The sequence below is a fragment of the Knoellia sp. Soil729 genome (assembly GCF_001427985.1).
Taxonomy (GTDB): domain Bacteria; phylum Actinomycetota; class Actinomycetes; order Actinomycetales; family Dermatophilaceae; genus Knoellia.
The window spans coordinates 814797-831583 of record NZ_LMSA01000002.1 but is presented as its reverse complement, the minus strand read 5'-3'; the positions used below and the strand labels follow the sequence as shown (position 1 = coordinate 831583).

General features: G+C 70.5%; 17 protein-coding genes. 9 read left to right on the top strand and 8 right to left on the bottom strand.

The features are described 5' to 3' along the window. The first annotated feature begins 21 nt into the window (after nt 1–21). Entirely contained in the window at nt 22–891 is an 870-nt protein-coding gene (locus ASG74_RS08975) for a dimethylarginine dimethylaminohydrolase family protein (RefSeq protein WP_056141700.1), read from the top strand. A gap of 19 nt (nt 892–910) precedes the next feature. On the opposite strand, the gene ASG74_RS17435 is transcribed toward ASG74_RS08975, so the two are convergent. Next, entirely contained in the window at nt 911–1072 is a 162-nt protein-coding gene (locus tag ASG74_RS17435; RefSeq protein WP_200942557.1) for a hypothetical protein, read from the bottom strand. Between the two features lie 40 nt (nt 1073–1112). On the opposite strand from ASG74_RS17435, the gene ASG74_RS08970 reads away from it, so the two are divergent. The 3 genes from ASG74_RS08970 to ASG74_RS08960 all read left to right on the top strand — a co-directional run bounded on the left by ASG74_RS08970 (nt 1113) and on the right by ASG74_RS08960 (nt 4518). Next, entirely contained in the window at nt 1113–1769 is a 657-nt protein-coding gene (locus ASG74_RS08970; protein ID WP_056143413.1) for a hypothetical protein, read from the top strand. Nucleotides 1770–1911: 142 nt separating this feature from the next. Next, the gene (locus ASG74_RS08965; RefSeq protein WP_056141697.1) at nt 1912–3237 is read left to right on the top strand and encodes an acyl-CoA dehydrogenase family protein; all 1326 of its coding nucleotides are present in this window, start codon (nt 1912–1914) and stop codon (nt 3235–3237) included. A gap of 24 nt (nt 3238–3261) precedes the next feature. Continuing rightward, a complete protein-coding gene (locus tag ASG74_RS08960) occupies nt 3262–4518 on the top strand; it encodes an acyl-CoA dehydrogenase family protein (protein ID WP_056141695.1) in 1257 nt (418 codons plus the stop codon). A gap of 108 nt (nt 4519–4626) precedes the next feature. Here ASG74_RS08960 and ASG74_RS08955 read toward each other — a convergent pair whose 3' ends face one another. Then, complete coding sequence (locus ASG74_RS08955) at nt 4627–4977, bottom strand: hypothetical protein (protein WP_156465338.1); 351 nt, start codon at nt 4975–4977, stop codon at nt 4627–4629. Nucleotides 4978–5087: 110 nt separating this feature from the next. Between ASG74_RS08955 and ASG74_RS08950 the strand changes: the two genes are divergently transcribed. The 3 genes from ASG74_RS08950 (at nt 5088) to ASG74_RS08940 (ending at nt 7633) form a co-directional block, all read left to right on the top strand. After that, nucleotides 5088–6800 (top strand): hypothetical protein, encoded by a 1713-nt coding sequence (locus ASG74_RS08950; protein WP_156465337.1) that lies wholly within the window; start codon nt 5088–5090, stop codon nt 6798–6800. A 33-nt stretch (nt 6801–6833) separates the two neighbouring features. After that, the gene (locus tag ASG74_RS08945) at nt 6834–7208 is read left to right on the top strand and encodes an MmcQ/YjbR family DNA-binding protein (protein ID WP_056141685.1); all 375 of its coding nucleotides are present in this window, start codon (nt 6834–6836) and stop codon (nt 7206–7208) included. A gap of 74 nt (nt 7209–7282) precedes the next feature. Further along, entirely contained in the window at nt 7283–7633 is a 351-nt protein-coding gene (locus ASG74_RS08940; protein WP_056141681.1) for a hypothetical protein, read from the top strand. Nucleotides 7634–7644: 11 nt separating this feature from the next. Here the strand turns inward: ASG74_RS08940 and ASG74_RS08935 are convergent, their stop codons facing one another. From ASG74_RS08935 to ASG74_RS08910, 6 genes are all read right to left on the bottom strand, one after another. Then, complete coding sequence (locus tag ASG74_RS08935) at nt 7645–7995, bottom strand: fluoride efflux transporter FluC (RefSeq protein WP_056141678.1); 351 nt, start codon at nt 7993–7995, stop codon at nt 7645–7647. After that, nucleotides 7992–8384, bottom strand: a complete 393-nt coding sequence (locus ASG74_RS08930) for a fluoride efflux transporter FluC (RefSeq protein ID WP_200942556.1) — start codon at nt 8382–8384, stop codon at nt 7992–7994. The genes ASG74_RS08935 and ASG74_RS08930 overlap by 4 nt, the downstream gene beginning before the upstream one ends. A gap of 2 nt (nt 8385–8386) precedes the next feature. Beyond that, nucleotides 8387–9616, bottom strand: coding sequence for a pyridoxal phosphate-dependent aminotransferase (locus ASG74_RS08925; RefSeq protein ID WP_056141674.1), 1230 nt, complete (start codon nt 9614–9616; stop codon nt 8387–8389). Between the two features lie 144 nt (nt 9617–9760). Next, complete coding sequence (locus ASG74_RS08920; protein ID WP_056143406.1) at nt 9761–11260, bottom strand: glycoside hydrolase family 3 protein; 1500 nt, start codon at nt 11258–11260, stop codon at nt 9761–9763. 58 nt (nt 11261–11318) lie between these two features. After that, the gene (locus ASG74_RS08915; RefSeq protein WP_056141671.1) at nt 11319–11948 is read right to left on the bottom strand and encodes a hypothetical protein; all 630 of its coding nucleotides are present in this window, start codon (nt 11946–11948) and stop codon (nt 11319–11321) included. 7 nt (nt 11949–11955) lie between these two features. Next, nucleotides 11956–12870, bottom strand: coding sequence for a universal stress protein (locus ASG74_RS08910; protein ID WP_235498869.1), 915 nt, complete (start codon nt 12868–12870; stop codon nt 11956–11958). 76 nt (nt 12871–12946) lie between these two features. Between ASG74_RS08910 and ASG74_RS08905 the strand changes: the two genes are divergently transcribed. Both ASG74_RS08905 and ASG74_RS08900 read left to right on the top strand, forming a co-directional pair. After that, nucleotides 12947–14587, top strand: a complete 1641-nt coding sequence (locus ASG74_RS08905) for an AMP-binding protein (protein ID WP_056141666.1) — start codon at nt 12947–12949, stop codon at nt 14585–14587. A 118-nt stretch (nt 14588–14705) separates the two neighbouring features. Continuing rightward, nucleotides 14706–16769, top strand: a complete 2064-nt coding sequence (locus ASG74_RS08900) for a sunset domain-containing protein (RefSeq protein WP_056141663.1) — start codon at nt 14706–14708, stop codon at nt 16767–16769. Nucleotides 16770–16787: the final 18 nt, after the last annotated feature.

Below are 16787 nucleotides of genomic sequence, written 5' to 3'. Positions count from 1 at the left end.
CGACCGCACGGGAGTCTGACGGTGTTGAACTCGACGCTGCTCATGTCGTCCGCCCACTACTTCGGCAACGACCACAAGCTCAACCCCTACTACGAGGACGGTGCCACCGTCGACACGGCCAAGGCCGAGGCAGAGCACGCGGGCATCCGCGAGGCGCTGCGTGCGGCCGGAGCCGAGATCGTCACGGTCGACGCGCCACCCACGAGCCAGGACGGTGTCTACACCGCCAACTGGGCCCTCGTGCGTGGTGGTCGCGCGCTCATGGCGACCCTGCCGCCGTCGCGCCAGTCCGAGGAGGCCTGGGCGCGCGACCGGCTCGCCGAGCTCGGCTACCAGATCGACCACCTGCCGCTGCCGTGGCGCTTCAGCGGCCAGGGCGACGCCTTGGTCTGTGGTGACCTCGTGTTCTGCGGTGCCGGATACCGCTCGGACGAGTCAGCCCTGGAGTATGCCGCGCAGCACTTCGGCCTCGAGCGCATCCAGCTCCAGACGTTGCCGCTGCTCAACGACGACGGCACCCCGCACATCAACGCGGCGAGCGGGTGGCCCGACAGCTACTGGTACGACATCGACCTCACGCTTTCGGTTCTGCGCGAACCGGACTCACTGGGCAAGGGACTCATCGCCTACTGCCCCGAGGCGTTCACGCCGCAGTCGCGGGAGCGGCTCGCGGAGCTGGACTCGGTCGACACCATCGAGATCGCCGAGTCCGAGGCGCGTCAGTCCTTCGCGTGCAACCTCGTGTCGACCGGGACGACCGTCGTCATGAGTGACAGCGCCCCCCAGCTGCGGGCGGACGTCGAGAGCGCTGGCCTCGCCGTCATCACCCCGCACGTCGACGAGCTCGCCAAGGGCGGTGGCTACATCCGCTGCACCAGCCTCTGGATCTGACGCGCGAACGCTGGGCCTCTCAGGGGCGTTGCGCGCGGGCGTGCCGGGCGTGGAGGCGCTCGCGTATCTCCTCCGGCGTGTAGGCACGCCGCTGCCGCTCGTTGCGCGCGATGACGGCGCCGGTGGCGACGACCGAGGCGACGCCGGCCAGCCCGAGAACCTTCCACCAGTTCGACTGCATGACGGCAGCGTATGCCGCGCACCCGGCATACGCTCTCGGCATGCCCTCCGCTGACGAGACGTCCGCCGGCCTCTCGCTCGACGACGCCGTCGAGCTGACCCGCACGGGCGACGTGTGGATCTTCCGGGGGCGCTCGGTCGCGGACCGCGCCATCCAGACGGCGACGAACGCACCGGTCAACCACGTCGGGATGGCCGTCGTGCTCGAGGACCTGCCGCCGCTGCTCTGGCATGCCGAGCTCGGGAAGTCCTTGCAGGACCTGTGGACCGGGGACTTCCATCGTGGCGTGCAGCTGCACGACCTGCGCACGGCGGTGGGGCGCTGGCAGGAGACCTACAACCAGCGAGCCTGGCTGCGACAGCTCAGCCCGAAGGTGGGGGAAGAGCAGGAGGACGCGGTCCTCCGGTGCGTCGCCCGGCTCGACGGCGTCTCGTTCCCGTCCACGGGACGGCTGGCCTGGCGGTGGCTGTCGGGTCGCGACGCGCACCTGTCGCGGCGCGACCTCGACCTGAGGGCGGTGCGGCCCGAGGTGGCCTACTGCGCAGAGGTCGTGGCGCTGACCTACGAGGAGATGGGGCTGCTCACGCCCGACGCGCCGATGAACTGGTACGACCCGGGACGGTTCTGGAGTGGCGACGCGCTGCCGCTCGTCCCCGGCTGGGAGCTGGGGACCGAGATCGCGGTGGGCCGGGGCTAGGGGCCTCGCCGCGACCATGGACCCCACCTGGTTACCGGCCGACAAGTGTGCGGTACCCTCGGTATCAGGCACCAGCAGTACCGGGTAGTTTCTCGCCCCACCCAGTGTGAGTTCCATGCACCGTTCCGAAGGGAAGCCCACCATGGCGATCACGTCGCCCTCCCTCGCCGAGCGCAGCCAGCGCCTCGGCCTGCGCCTCATCTCCAAGGTCGGCGGACTTCCTGTCATGGCCGACCCCAAGGTCCGGGGACGGGCCGAGAGGATCCTCAACCGTGGCGCCCACGGCGGGTTCAAGGCCCAGGTGGCCGTCGGCCGGGCCTTCACGAAGTCTGCGGGCTCCGGCGCCGCGACCCGTCCTGCCACGACTCGACGCAGCGGCCGGTTCGACCTCACGCCCACCGAGGACCAGCAGATGCTCCAGCAGGCTGCGAGCGACCTGGCCGACGAGGTGATCCGGCCTGCGGGGTCGCGTGCCGACGCGGAGCGGGCCGTGCCCGACGAGGTCCGTGACGCCATGCAGCAAATGGGTCTCGCGCTCGTCGGGGTTCCCGTAGAGCTCGGCGGCATCGCCGAGGAGCGCTCCGCCGTTGCCGGTGTCCTCGTCCTCGAGCAGCTGGCCCGGGGAGACATGGGCATCGCCGTCTCGCAGATGGCCACGGCCGCCGTCGCCACCGCCCTCGCGCTCTATGGCGACTCGGACCAGCAGGCGACCTACCTCCCGCACTTCACCGGTGACGAGCCGGTGACCGCGGCGGCCCTCGCACTACAGGAGCCGCAGCCGCTGTTCGACCCCTTCGACCTCGTGACCACGGCGGTGGCACAGGGCGACTCGCTCGTCCTCAACGGCACCAAGGCCCTCGTGGCCAACGCCGACCGCGCCGAGATCTTCGTCGTGTCCGCCATGGTCGACGGTGAGGCCCGGCTCGTCGTGGTCGAGGCTGCCACAGAGGGGGTCACCATCGAGGACGACCCCGCGATGGGGGTGCGCGCCGCACACACCGGCCGAGTCGTCCTCACCGACGTGACGGTCCCGACGACGAACGTGCTGGGAACCACCGACGACCACCGCGATGCCGTGCGCCGAGGCCGCGTCGCCTGGGCGGCGGCCGCCTGTGGCACGGCCAGGGCGGTGCTGGACCAGGTGACGGCATACGCCCGGGAGCGCAAGGCCTTCGGCGAGCCCATCGGGCAGCGCCAGGCCGTGGCGTTCATGATCGCCGACATCGCCGTCGAGCTCGACGGGCTCCGACTCGCCACGCTCAAGGCCGCCTCCCGCCTCGACGCCGCCACCGACGCCGCCCAGGTCGTCGGCGAGGTGAGGGCCCTCACGGCCACCCATGCCGTGCAGATCGGCTCGCACGCCGTGCAGATGCTCGGCGGGCACGGCTTCGTCAAGGAGTTCGACAACGAGCGGTGGTACCGCGACCTGCGTGGAGCGGGTGTCCTCGAGGGCACCCTGCTCGTCTGACCGGCATACCGAAGGACAAGGACCATGATCGATCTCGAGGTTCCCAGGAAGTTCCGACCGCTCGTCGAGCAGGCGCGCGGCATGGCCGAGGAGGTCTTCCGGCCGATCTCGCGCAAGTACGACCTGGCCGAGCATGAGTACCCGCAGGAGCTCGACCTCCTGTCGGCGCTCATCGACGGCATGGGCTCGGCGGGTGCCGGGCAGGGAGCGGGTGCCTCGAGCTCGACCCGCGCCAAGGATGAGCACGAGGGTGGGGTCGCGGCCGTCGGCTCCGGGCGCAGGCACGCCGCCGGCGCGGAGGTCCGCAACGGCTCCAACATGTCCTCGGTCCTGTCGATCCTCGAGACCTGCCGGGGCGACGTGGGCCTGACCCTCTCGATCCCGCGTCAGGGGCTGGGCAACGCAGCGATCGCGGCCGTCGCCAACGAGGAGCAGAAGGCGCGCTACCGCGGCAAGTGGGCCGCCATGGCGATCACCGAGCCCGACACCGGCTCCGACTCCGGCGCCATCCGCACCACCGCCGTCCGGGACGGCGACGAGTACGTCCTCAACGGGGAGAAGATCTTCGTCACCTCCGGCGAGCGGGCCGAGCTGGTCGTCGTGTGGGCCACACTCGACAGGTCGCTCGGCAAGCAGGCCATCAAGTCCTTCGTCGTGCGCCGTGACAACCCCGGGCTCAGGCTCGTCCGGCTCGAGCACAAGCTCGGCATCCGCGCGTCCGACACGGCGGCCTTCCACCTGGACGACTGCCGGGTGCCGGCGCAGGACCTCCTCGGCGACCCCGAGATCACCACGGCCGGTGGCTTCGGCGGAGCCATGCAGACCTTCGACAACACACGCCCGCTCGTCGCCGCGATGGCGCTCGGCCTGACCCGCGCATGCCTCGACACGGCGACCGAGCTGCTCGCCGGCGCGGGCGTCACGGTCGACTGGGACAGGCCGGCATACGCACAGTCGGCGGCAGCGGCACGGCTGCTGCAGATGGAGGCCGACTACGAGTCGGCCCACCTGCTGACGCTGCGCGCCGCGTGGATGGCCGACAACGGCAGGCCGAACTCGATGGAGGCCTCGATGGCCAAGGCCAAGGCGGGGCGCACCTGCGTCAACGTCGCGCTGGCGTGCGTCGAGCTCGCGGGCGCGACCGGCTACAGCGAGCGGGAGCTGCTCGAGAAGTGGGCGCGCGACTCCAAGATCCTCGACATCTTCGAGGGCACCCAGCAGATCCAGCTGCTCGTCATCGCCCGGCGCCTGCTGGGGATGAGCTCGAGCGAGCTCAAGTAGCCGCCCCACCTCCCCCACCTTTCCCGCCTGAAGTGGGTTTCTCTCACCTCGCGTCGCCGCCGCGGTCAGGCGAGGTGAGAGGTTCCCGCGCCACGTGGTGGCGAGGGGTCAGCGGCGGCGTCCACGCTGGCGTTGCACCCAGGGCACTCCGATGGCGAGCGCAGCCAGGGCCAGCACGACCGCGGCTGCGAGCAGCCCGCACAGCACCGCGAAGCCGATCTTGATGATCCCCTCCCACACGAGGTGGTTGTAGGCGAGGTCGGGTTCGTTCTGCGAGCCCGTCCAGAAGCCGAGGACGAAGCCGAGCGCGGCCAGGACCATCAGTCCGAGCGAGAGACCGGCACCCTTGGCGACCCGGCTGGCCTCGATCGGCGGGCCCGACGCCTCGACCTCGTCCACCCGGTGGGCGAACGTCTCGAAGACGTCCGGCATCGGTCCGGTTCGTCGGCGTGGGGGCATGCCGCGAAGCATAGGCCCGAGACGGCCGGCCTCCCGGAACGGAGGCGGGAGCGACCGGCATACCGTCGTTTCGGGCCGCGGTGACGACCGCGGAACTGTAGGTTGCGCCGGTGACCAGTGGAATGACTGACGAGCGGGTGCGCGACTGGGTCGCGGCGACCCCGCCGGGGCGGCTGCGTTGGGTTCTGGTGGCCGCCTGGGTGGCGGCCTTCGCGACGTCCGTCCTGGGTGACACCGAGCCGTGCACGACGGCCGACCTCACCGTGTGCGGTCCGGACCTGACGTTCTCGGTGTCGATCGTCGCGTGCTTCGCGTCCGTGGTGCTGCTGTGGTGGCGCCCCTTCGTCGCCGTGGCCTGTGCCGTGGTCTTCGCGGTCGCGGACCTGCTCTGGGACTCGGTGTGGCAGGCGAACGTCGCCTGGAGCGTCGTGGCCGTCCTCTTTGCCGCGTATGCCGTGCACCTGCGTGCGCGTCTGTCTCGCCAACGCGCGATTGCACGTTCCGCAAGCGTCTCGCTGCCGCCGTGGCCGTCGGCCCCCCGTCGCCCACTCCACCTCGACGGACCGCATCGACTCATGGCCGCGGGCGCAGTGGGCCTGGTGCTCGTGGCAGGTGGGGCCTTCTATGCCTACGAGCGCGCGGTCGCGCTCGACGACGTGCATGCCTCTCGTGCCCAGGTGGTCGAGGCCACGGTGCTGTCGGAGGAGGACGAGGACGGCAACCAGAGGGTGCGCATCGACGGGCGCCCCGAGGGGTTCCCGGCCGAGGCCGACGTGCTGTTCATCGAGGTCCCCGACGTCGGCGACACCGTCGCGCTGCGGATCGACCCGCGGGACTCCTCGTGGACGCACCCGGTGGCGGAGCCGCCCGATCGGACGTGGTGGGTCACGGTCAGCCTGGGCGCGTTGCTCGTCGCCGGCCTGCTCGCCGAGAGGCTCACCGCGGTGAGGGTGCGCCGGCGCCTCCTCGAGGAGTCCCACCACACGACGGGGGTTCCGGTGCGGGTCTTCACCGACGGTCTCGACTTCCTCGGGCTCCTCGCGACGGACTCGACCCGCGGGCTGGCGGAGTTCCCCGTCGACGAGGTCCTGCGCACGGACACCCCGCAGGCGCGACGCGTGGCTGCACCGACAGAGGGCTTCCTCGTCGGTGACGTCCGCGACGGTGGTTGGGCGGCTCTCGTGGGACCTGGCGGAATGCGCCTGCCGCTGGGTCCACTCGCTGCGTTACCGGCCGACGCCGAGGTCGACATGGACACCTTCGAGCGTGACCCGGAGGACCCGCGCGACTGGTCGGAGCCCGTCCCGATGGGCACCATCCCGGTGCCGCTCCCGGTGGTGGTCGAGGCACCCCCCTGGCTCAGGGCTGCGGGCCTCGGCGCCACCCTTGCCGCCATCTGCTTCGGCACCTGGCTGCTCTGGGACGACGAGGTCGGGCTGTCCGGCGCCGGCATCGTGTTCGCTGCGGGATCGGCTCTGCACTGGGGCCTCGACCAGGCTGTCCACCGCGTCCGTGTCACGGCCAGCGAGTTCACGATGACGTCGGTCTTCCGCGCGACACAGAGCCCGATGAGCGCCGTGCGCGAGGTGCGCGTCGACGACGACACGGCCATGGTGATCTTCGACGACGAGAGTGTCCTCGAGGTGTCCCCACCGGGTGGTGACGGCCGCGGTCTGGCGGCAGCGATTGAGCGAGCGGTCGAGTCCATGCCGCGCCCCCTGGAGGGGTCCGGGACGCAGGACCGCCTGTCGTGGAGCGCGTTCGTCTTCGCTGTCGGCGCAGTCACCCTGGTCGCCACGTGGCTGACCCACTGGCTCGCGTGACCGCTGTCGGGCCGGAGCCCTAGGCTCGCGACCATGGCTTCTGCCAAGCGGCCGAGTGTGCCGGCCGAGTGGATCCACCGCATTGGCGCGATGCTCGCGGCGTTCCCCGAGGTGCGAGAGCACGACGCCTGGGTCGGGATGGCGTGGAAGGTGCGGTCGGCGACCGTCGCGCACGTCTTCGGCGGGGAGGACCAGCGCTTCCGGGTCACGTTCCGGACCGACGCCGACGAGGTGATGGCCTTCCAGCACATGGGCGAGCCCTACTTCAGGGCCGAGTGGGGTAGCAACGTCGTCGGGGTCCTGCTCGATGACGACACCGACTGGGACGAGCTGGCCGAGCTGCTCACCGACAGCTACTGCATCCAGGCGCCCGCCGCCCTCGCCGAGCAGGTCCCGCGCCCCGGCTGACCCCGTCGAGCCACGATGTCCGCGTCTGTCGCCGTTTCCCCGCCCTCTCGCCCGCCAGCGGTCCATGCTGGGCCATGGCCAACAGGGGCGACCGAGCGACGCGCGCGCTGCAGTGGGGACTGGGCTTCGGCGTGGTGGGCGGGCTCGCTCTGGGCGCGCTGGTCCTGGCCGCCTTCACGATCCTCGGCGCGATGGTGAGGATGACCTCGGAGGTCTTCGGCACACCCGTGGACGACCTGGGCTACGGGGACCTGGCGTTGCACACGGCGATCGGTCCGCTCACCTGCGTCGTCGTGTCCGGCGCCCTCGCTTGGCTGGTCGCCCGCTCACCCCACACCACCGTCGCGCCGTGGGTTCTCGGCCTGCTCTCGGCAGTGGTCGGGGTGGGCGCCGGCTACGGCGCACTCCAGCTCACCGTCCTGTGAGCCGCTCGTGGTCAGCTGGCGATCGCCCAGCCGAGCCACGCCGCGCCGAGCCCCAGCACGAGGTGCAGCACGAGCTGGGCCACCGCATGACGGATCCGCAGCTCGAAGATCCCGTCCCACAGCTCGAGGGCCAGCGTCGACATCGTCGTGAGGGCACCGCAGAACCCCGTCCCCACCAGGGCCAGGGCGTTGCCGCCCACTGCTGCTGCCACCAGCAGCCCCAGGACGAAGGAGCCCAGCACGTTGACGACCAGCGTCCCCAGGTGCGTGGTCGCGCCACGCTCACGTAGCAGCTGCGTCACGGCATACCGCACAGGAGCACCGACCGCGGCACCGACGGCGACGAGGAGCAAGGTCGTCATGCGTCCCGCCAGACCGCCTGTGCCACAACGGTGCCCAGTCCCACCGCAATGACGCAGACCAACAACGTGACGATCACGTATGCCGCGGCGAGACCACCGCTCCCGGCGGCGGCCAGGGAGACCGTGTCGACGGCGAACGTGGAGTAGGTGCTGAACCCGCCGAGGAAGCCGGTCATGAGGAGGGGTCGGACCCAGTGCGCGGTGTGTCGCCAGTAGGCCCAGCCGGCCAGCACCCCGATCGCCAGCGAGGCAGTGACGTTGACCGAGAAGGTCGCCCACGGCCACGTGCCACCCGGGTGCGGAACCGCGGTGCCCACGGCATACCGGCTCATCGCCCCGAGGGCGCCGCCCAGGGCGACAAGGGCCAGGTCACTCGACCGAAGCGCCACGGTCAGCGGCGGATCGTCTCGAGGTACTCGGCGATGCGGCCGATCGCCTCCGTGAGGACCTCGGTGTCCGGCAACGTGACCAACCGGAAGTGGTCCGGCTCGAACCAGTTGAAGCCGGTGCCGTGCGTGACGAGGATCTTCTTGGCACGCAGCAGGTCGATGACGAACTTCTCGTCGTCCTCGATGGGGTACATCTCCGGGTCCAGGCGCGGAAAGCAGTAGAGCGCACCCTGAGGCTCGACGCACGAGACGCCCGGGATCTCGTTGAGGAGGCGGTTGGCGAGCTTGATCTGCTCGAAGAACCGACCGCCCGGGACGATGAGCTCGGTGATCGACTGGTAGCCACCGAGAGCCGTCTGGATCGCGTGCTGCGCAGGCACATTGGCGCACATGCGCATGTTGGCGAGCAACGTCAGGCCCTCGAGAAAGTCCTCAGCCAGGTGCTTCGGACCCGACACCATGACCCAGCCGGCGCGATAGCCACAGACCCGGTACGCCTTCGACAGGCCGCTGAACGTGAGGCAGAGGACGTCGTCGGCGGCGAAGGTCGCGACGTGGTGGTGGAGCGGCGTGACCGCCTCGGTCGGGTAGAGGATCTTCTCGTAGATCTCGTCGGCCATGAGGACGAGGTCGTGCCGCCGCGCGATGTCGACGAGCCCCCGCACCGTCTCCTCGGAGTAGACCGCGCCCGTCGGGTTGTTGGGGTTGATGACGACGAGGGCGTGCGTGTTCGGCGTGATCTTGGACTCGATGTCGTCGAGGTCCGGGTTCCACCCGTTCTCCTCGTCGCATCGGTAGTGCACGGGCGTGCCGCCGGACAACGACACCGCGCCCGTCCACAAGGGATAGTCCGGAGCCGGGATGAGAATCTCGTTGCCGTCGTCGACGAACGCCTGCAGCACCATCGAGATGAGCTCGGAGACACCGTTGCCGATGTAGACGTCGTCGACGACCGTGTCGGTGAGGCCTCGCGACTGGTAGTACTGCGCCACTGCGGTCCGCGCGCTGTAGATACCGCGCGAGTCGCTGTAGCCCTGTGCGTCCGGCAGGTTGTGGATCATGTCGGCGACGATGGCCTCGGGAGCCTCGAACCCGAACGGCGCCGTGTTGCCGATGTTGAGCTTGAGGATCTTGTGCCCCTCGGCCTCGAGCCGCTGAGCCTCGACGAGGATCGGTCCCCTCACGTCGTAGCGGACGTGCTGCAGCTTCTTGCTCTGGACGATCGGGCGCATGCACGCATGCTGTCAGACGGCGTATGCCGTCCGCTCACCTGTTTCGCCCCCCGCACCTCACCTTTCCCGCCTGAAGTGGGTTCCTCTCACCTCGCCTGACGTCCGCCGTGCCGCGAGGTGAGAACTTGTCCGGCGAAGTCGTGCTCAGGCGAGGAGGTCGACGACGTGCTCCGCCGTGACCCGGGCCGCGCCGAACGTGACGACGTGCGTCGTGCCCTCGGGTGCCGTCCACCCGGGCCAGCCCGTCTCGATCACGACTGCGTCGGGCCGGGCGGAGAGCAGCGCGGCCAGCGCCGGCACCATCCAGTCGTGGCGGTGCGGGTCGCGCACGCAGACCCACACGGGCCCCTCACTGCCGACCGGTGGCAGGGCGCCGAGCAGCTCGCGTTCCGTGATCACCCTGGTGGTGCCCGTCCCGGGCCAGCGGCGGGCCACTGCTGCCGCAATGCCGCTCTGGGTGTCGTCACCGACGGCGATGTTGCTCGGTGCGGCGAGCTCGACGACCGTGGGTGCCTGCGTGGAGGCGGCCCTGTGGATCGGGCCGTTGACGACGACTGCTCGCCGCGCTGCCTCGACACCCGCAGGGTTGTGACCCTCGGGGGCGACAGCGGAGGCGGCTGACCTGCGCAGCCGAGTGCGCTCGTCCGCGGCGCCCCCGACCTGCGCGGACGCCTCGGCGAGGCGCGACTCCTCGAGCCGGCCGTCGTGAACGGCCTGGACGAGCGCGTCGGCGACGTCGAGAACCGCATCCTCGTCGGCGAGGTCTCCACCGATGCAGAGCAGGTCGACCCCGGCACCCACGGCGAGGACGCATCCCTCGGGGATGCTCATCGCACGTGTGATGCCGCCCATCTCCATGCCGTCGGAGACGACGAGGCCGCGGAACCCGAGCGAGCCCCGCAGGAGGTCCACGAGGACCTTGCGCGACAGCGTGGAGGGTCGGTCGTCGAGTCCTCGGACGACGATGTGCGCCGTCATCACGGACGCCGTCCCGGCGTCGATCGCCGCCCGGAACGGGTGCAGCACAGCGTCCTCCGGCGAGATGAAGTCCACCTCCGGCAGGCCCAGGTGGCTGTCCACCGAGGTGTCGCCGTGTCCGGGGAAGTGCTTGGTGCACGCCAGGACCCCGGCGGACTGCAGCCCTCGCACCCACGCTCCGGTGTGCCGGGCCACGACGGCCGGATCGGACCCGAAGCTGCGAACGCCGATGACGGGGTTGTCCGGGTTGTTGTTGACGTCCGCCACGGGCGCGTAGTCGAGGTCGACACCCACCCCGTCGAGCATCACCCCGATCTCGCGCGCCACCGCCTCGGTGAGCACCACGTCGTCCAGCATCCCCAGGGCAAGGTTGCCCGGCCACGACGAACCGGTCGAGTGCTCCATGCGGGTGACGTCACCGGCCTCCTCGTCCATGGCGACGAGCGTGCGTGGGTTCGCAGCGTGGATGCCGGCCGTCAGCTCCGCCACCTGGTCGAGGGTGTCGATGTTGCGGGCGAACAGGGCGACCCCTCCCAGCCCGAGGTCGAGCTCGCGCAGCAGCCAGTCCGGTGGCGTCAGCCCGACGAAACCCGGCTGGATCAGCGAGAGCGCCAGGGCACGCAGGTCGGGGGAACGGTGGGACGAGCGGTCCGAGCGTGTGGTCATGCGGGTCATCTCCGTGAAGTTAACAGGGCGCCGGCCGCAGGTGAAGTGGTCACGGACCTCAGCGGGGCAACGCTGCGGACCGGACCACCGTGGTCACGACCTCGGTCACCGACGGGGTCCTCGGGGTCGACGAGAAGCCGAAGCAAGCGGGCGGGTCGATCGCAGCGAGGTCTCCGAGCTCCTGCCCGTCGAAGCGACCCCGGACCGCCGTCACCCGGTGCAGGTCGGAGGCACCATAGAACTCACGCCGGCCCTCGCGTGCGGTCCCGACGGTGCGCACCCCGGGGAGCACGACGCGGGCGACAGGGTCCACGACGCGCGCCCACGAGGGGCTGGCGCTCAGCGGACGGGGAAGGGAGTGCAGCAACCAGCCCAACGGCATACGGGATCCGACCGTCAGGTCGAGCGAGAGCGAGTCGGACCGCAACGTCCAGCCGCGCTCACCAGCCGTGCAGGACAACGGTTCCACACGCACCTCGTCGAAGGTGTAGGTGGCGCTGACATAGTCGACCACCGCGTCGCGCGGGGCGAGCAGCACCCGGTGACCGGAGCGGGTCTCGACCATGGCGTCGGCGAAGGTGCCCAGTGGGGAGGACGACCAGGCCCCGACCACGACCCGGGTCCCGGACGTCGAGCCGACGCCGGCGATGCGCCCGAGGAAGCGGTCGCGATCGCTGCGGTGGGGCACGCCGGGATCAGCTCACCGACGGTGCGTGGACGACCATCATGGGACAGGTCGCCGTCTCGAGGACCTGCTGGCTCACCGAGCCCAGCAACATGCCCCTGAAGCCGCCGCGGCCACGTGTGCCCATGACGATCAGCCCAGCATCCGCCGAGCGCTCCACGATGGCCTTGGCAGGCGAGGAGCGCAGGACCTCGACCGTGCAGTCGACCTCGGGGTAGCGCGTCCTCAGCGGCTCGACCACCTTGTCGGCGACTGCGCGGTACTTCGCCTCGACGGCGTTCCACGCATCCGTGCCTGGCGTCGTGACGACCACGCCGTCGACCACCTCGACGTTCCACGTGGTGATGGCGATGAGTGGGACGCGGCGCAGGTCTGCGATCCAGAAGGCGCGTTCGGCGGCGGCCTGGCTGTGCGTCGAGCCGTCGATCCCCACGACGACCGGACCCTCGGCGTCGGCGCGCGAGCCCTGGGGAACGATGACGACCGGGCACTTCGCGTGCATGGCAGCGGACAGCGCCGGACGACCGAGACCGAAGCGCTGCAGGACGCTCTCTCGCGCCGCGCCGACCACGACGAGCCGCGCGCTGCGCGAGGCGTCGATGAGAGCCTGTTCGGGGCGCACGAACGGCTGGCTGCCGGTCACCCGGACATCGGGCCAGCGCTCACGCGCGGCGGCGACGGTGTCGTCGAGCAGCCGGGTGTTGCCGAGGTCGCCGTCCGGACCGAGGGAGATGGCGTTGCCCGCGACGGGGTCGATGGCGGCGAGCTCGGCGCTGAGGTCGTGGGCGTGCAGGATGTGCAGTGGGCTGCCCGAGCGCTGGGCGGAGTGGCCGGCCCAGGCGAGGCACTCGGCGTCGCGGTCGCTGTTCCCGATCCCGACGACCACAGCACCGTCGGGGATGGCGTCACCTTCGCGTTCATCCATGGCAGCGACCATACCCACGAGGCACGATCGCGGGGTACGTTCGGACCGTCACCGGGAAGAAGGATCGCCACCACTCATGACCAGCACGCTGCACGAGACCCTGTCGCACTCGGCCGGCCCCCACGAGCCACCGCTGCTCGAGCAGACGATCGGCGCCAACCTCGACGCGACGATTGCCGTGCACGGCGACCGCGAGGCGCTGGTCGACTGTGCCCAGGGACTTCGGTGGTCGTATGCCGCGTTCGGTGCGGAGGTGGACCGGCTCGCCAGAGCGCTGCTGGCTGCGGGCTACGACAAGGGTGACCGCGTCGGCATCTGGGCGCCCAACTGTGCCCAGTGGACGGTGGTGCAGTTCGCGACGGCCAAGGTGGGCGTCATCCTCGTCAACATCAACCCGGCATACCGCTCCCACGAGCTGCGCTACGTCCTCGGGCAGGCGGGCATTCGCGGCCTGTTCACCGCAGCATCGTTCAAGGCGTCGAACTACGTCTCGATGATCGAGGAGGTCCGGCACGAGTGCCCCGACCTGGAGGACGTCTGGGTCATCGGGCAGCACAGCTGGGACGACCTCGTCGCCCTCGCTGGCGGCGTGAGCGAGGAACGGCTGGCGCTCGTCGGGGCGGAGCTGGCTCCGGAGGACCCGATCAACATCCAGTACACCTCGGGGACAACGGGATTCCCCAAGGGCGCCACGCTCAGCCACCGCAACATCCTCAACAACGGCTACCTCGTGGGCGAGATGTGCCGCTACACGCAGGAGGACCGGATCTGCATCCCGGTGCCGTTCTACCACTGCTTCGGCATGGTCATGGGCAACCTCGCGGCGACCAGCCACGGTGCGTGCATGGTCATCCCTGCACCGGGGTTCGACCCGCGGCTGACCCTCGCTGCGACCGCCGACGAGAGGTGCACGAGCCTCTACGGCGTCCCCACGATGTTCATCGCCGAGTGGGCGCTGCCCGACTTCGGCGACTACGACCTCAGCTCCGTCCGCACCGGGATCATGGCCGGTTCGCCCTGTCCCGCAGAGGTGATGAAGAAGCTCATCGCATCCGGCATCGACGAGATGACGATCGCCTACGGCATGACCGAGACGTCGCCGGTCTCGACACAGACGCGCACCGACGACCCGTTCGACCGCAAGGTCGGCACCGTCGGTCAGGTGACTCCGCACCTCGAGGTCAAGGTCGTCGACCCGGTGACACTCGAGACGCTGCCTCACGGCGAGGCCGGTGAGTTCTGGACCAAGGGCTACTCGGTGATGCTGGGCTACTGGGGTCAGGACGACAAGACCGCCGAGGCACTGGTCGACGGGTGGATGCGCACGGGTGACCTCGCCGTCATGGACGACGAGGGCTTCCTGCAGATCACCGGGCGGATCAAGGACATGGTGATCCGCGGCGGCGAGAACATCTACCCCCGTGAGATCGAGGAGTTCCTCTACACCCATCCGGACATTCTCGACGCCCAGGTGATCGGTGTGCCGGACCCGAAGTACGGCGAGGAGCTCGCGGCGTGGATCCGCATGCGCGAGGGCGCCGAGCCCCTCACTGCCGAGACCGTGCGAGCGTTCGCCACGGGCAAGCTCGCCCACTACAAGGTGCCCCGCTACGTGCGCATCGTCGAGGACTTCCCCATGACCGTGACGGGCAAGGTGCGCAAGGTCGAGATGCGCGAGATCACCGTGAACGAGCTGGGTCTGAGCAGCTCGGACTGACGCCCGACGGCGGCCTCAAGCAACGCCGCAACTCCGCCCACATTGCGCAGGTCGAACGGTAGTTTGGGGTCACGAGGGTGCCTGCAGCACCCGATGTCGATCCTCAGGAGCGCACGCAATGAAGTACGTCATCGGAGTCCTCGTCATCCTCGCCGTGCTCTTCCTGCTGTGGTGGCTCTTCTCGAGGAACAAGCAGCGCAAGCTCGACGAGCAGCGCGCTGAGGCCGCCACCATCCGGGCCGAGGCCGAGCAGCGTGGAGGCGTGCTTCGCGGTCAGGAGAACTTCGCCCAGCAGGCGGACGAGCGTGCGTCGACCGCACGGCAGGAGGCCGAGGAACGCGCCCGTCAGGCCGAGCTCAGCGCTCGCGAGGCTCAGCGCGCCGAGGAGGAGGCTCGTCAGCACCGGGATGAGCTGGAGCGCTCGCGCCGGGCCCACGAGGCCGAGCTGCGCCGCGCCGACGAGCTTGACCCGGACGTTGAGGTCGCCAAGGACGACCCCCGCCCTCTGCCGGAGGACCTCGACGACGACGTGCGTCCCCTCGACGAGACGCGGACACACAGGCCCGTCCCGGCTGCCCTGTCGGACAACGCTTCTCGCATCGAGAGCGCTCCCGGGACACAGACCGACCCGGAGCTGGCCCGCGACTCGAACCGTGACCGCGCGCGCGACGATGAGGAGGGTTCGGGGGGGAGCGGAGCTGCGGCCACCGCTGCCGGAGCTGCGGCTGTCGGAAGCGCGTATGCCGCAACACGCGGCAACGTGACCGACGAGGAGGCGGCCTCGCGCCTGGCATCCGGCGCCGACTTCAGCGACCACGCCCATGAGGTTGACGTCGAGCGCTCTGCATCGCGGAGCGAGTCCGGCGGCTCCACCGAGTGGGACTACGACAGGAATGAGAGCACCAACGACACCGGGCGCGCCAGCTCGGACGACGAAGGGATGCGTGACGACATGACCCAGGACGACACGACGCGGGACGACGTGAGGTCGGATGACGACGCCTCCGCCAACGACGCGACCCTCAACAGCGACGAGCGCGGCACCCGGGGCGCAGCCTCGGACGGCGAGGCCGTCATGATCACCGACGTCGAGGACTACGCCTCGACGGAGCCGCTGCCCGCCGAGTCTGGCCGGGCGGAAAAGTCGGACTCCCTCGACCGGTCCGACGACGAGGCCCGGAGAGCGACCGACGAGGGGTCGCGCGACGACCTCGGTCGGCAGGACGCCGCCTCCGAGGACGATCGCTTCGTCAGCGACGAGCGGACGACGGCCGGCGCCACGACAGATGACGAGCGAACGGACGCCGGGCGAGCAGACGCGGACGACCGCGGCACCCATGACCTGGCCTCTGACAGAGGGGCGTCCGACGGCGAGGCCGTCATGATCACCGACGTCGAGGACTACGCCTCGACGGAGCCGCTTCCCGCTGAGTCAGCGGGGATGGGCGAGTCCTCGGCTCACGACACGTCCGACGACGAGGGACGCGCGTCGGCCTACGAGGGCTCGCGCGACGACCTGGCTCAGGAGGACTCCACGTCGGCCCGTGACGGCTCCACCGGCACCGGTGCCCACGAGGCGTTCCGAAGTGAGGAGCGGGGCGGCGAGGACGTCGACGAGTTGACGTCCGACTCTGACCGTCGTGAGGAGCCGACCACCGAGGAGACGTGGGAGGACCGGGAGACGGCAACCGGCTCCGGCACGGAAGGTTACGCTGCAGCGGGCGACGACGCCGGTGGCGCGGAAGGCACTGACGCCGGTCGCGCGGACGGCACCGACGACGAGACCCACGGCGACCGCGGTGACGCCACCCACTGGCCCGATGGGACCGACCGGATCAATCCGGTCGACTCCGACTCCGACTCCGGCGAGCAGTCCGGCGCCGACGAGCAGCCGGGGGCCGGCATGGCGGGTGACGAGCAGCCGTCAGGCGACTCCGTCGGCGGTGGCTGGAGCCGGCGCATCTCCGGGGTCGACGAGATCCGCGACGGTGGCTACGGTGTGGGCTCGGCGGCACCCCTCGAGGACCGTGGGCAGCCGGCCGACCACCCGATCCAGGCCTACCGCGACACCAACACGTTCCGTGTCCCCGGTTCGCAGGGCTACGACTCGGCCGAGCCCGACGTGTGGTTCTACGACGAGGAGTCGGCCCGCCGCGCGGGCTTCAACCCCTCAGAGAGCTGATCCGCCGAGGCGGCTCCG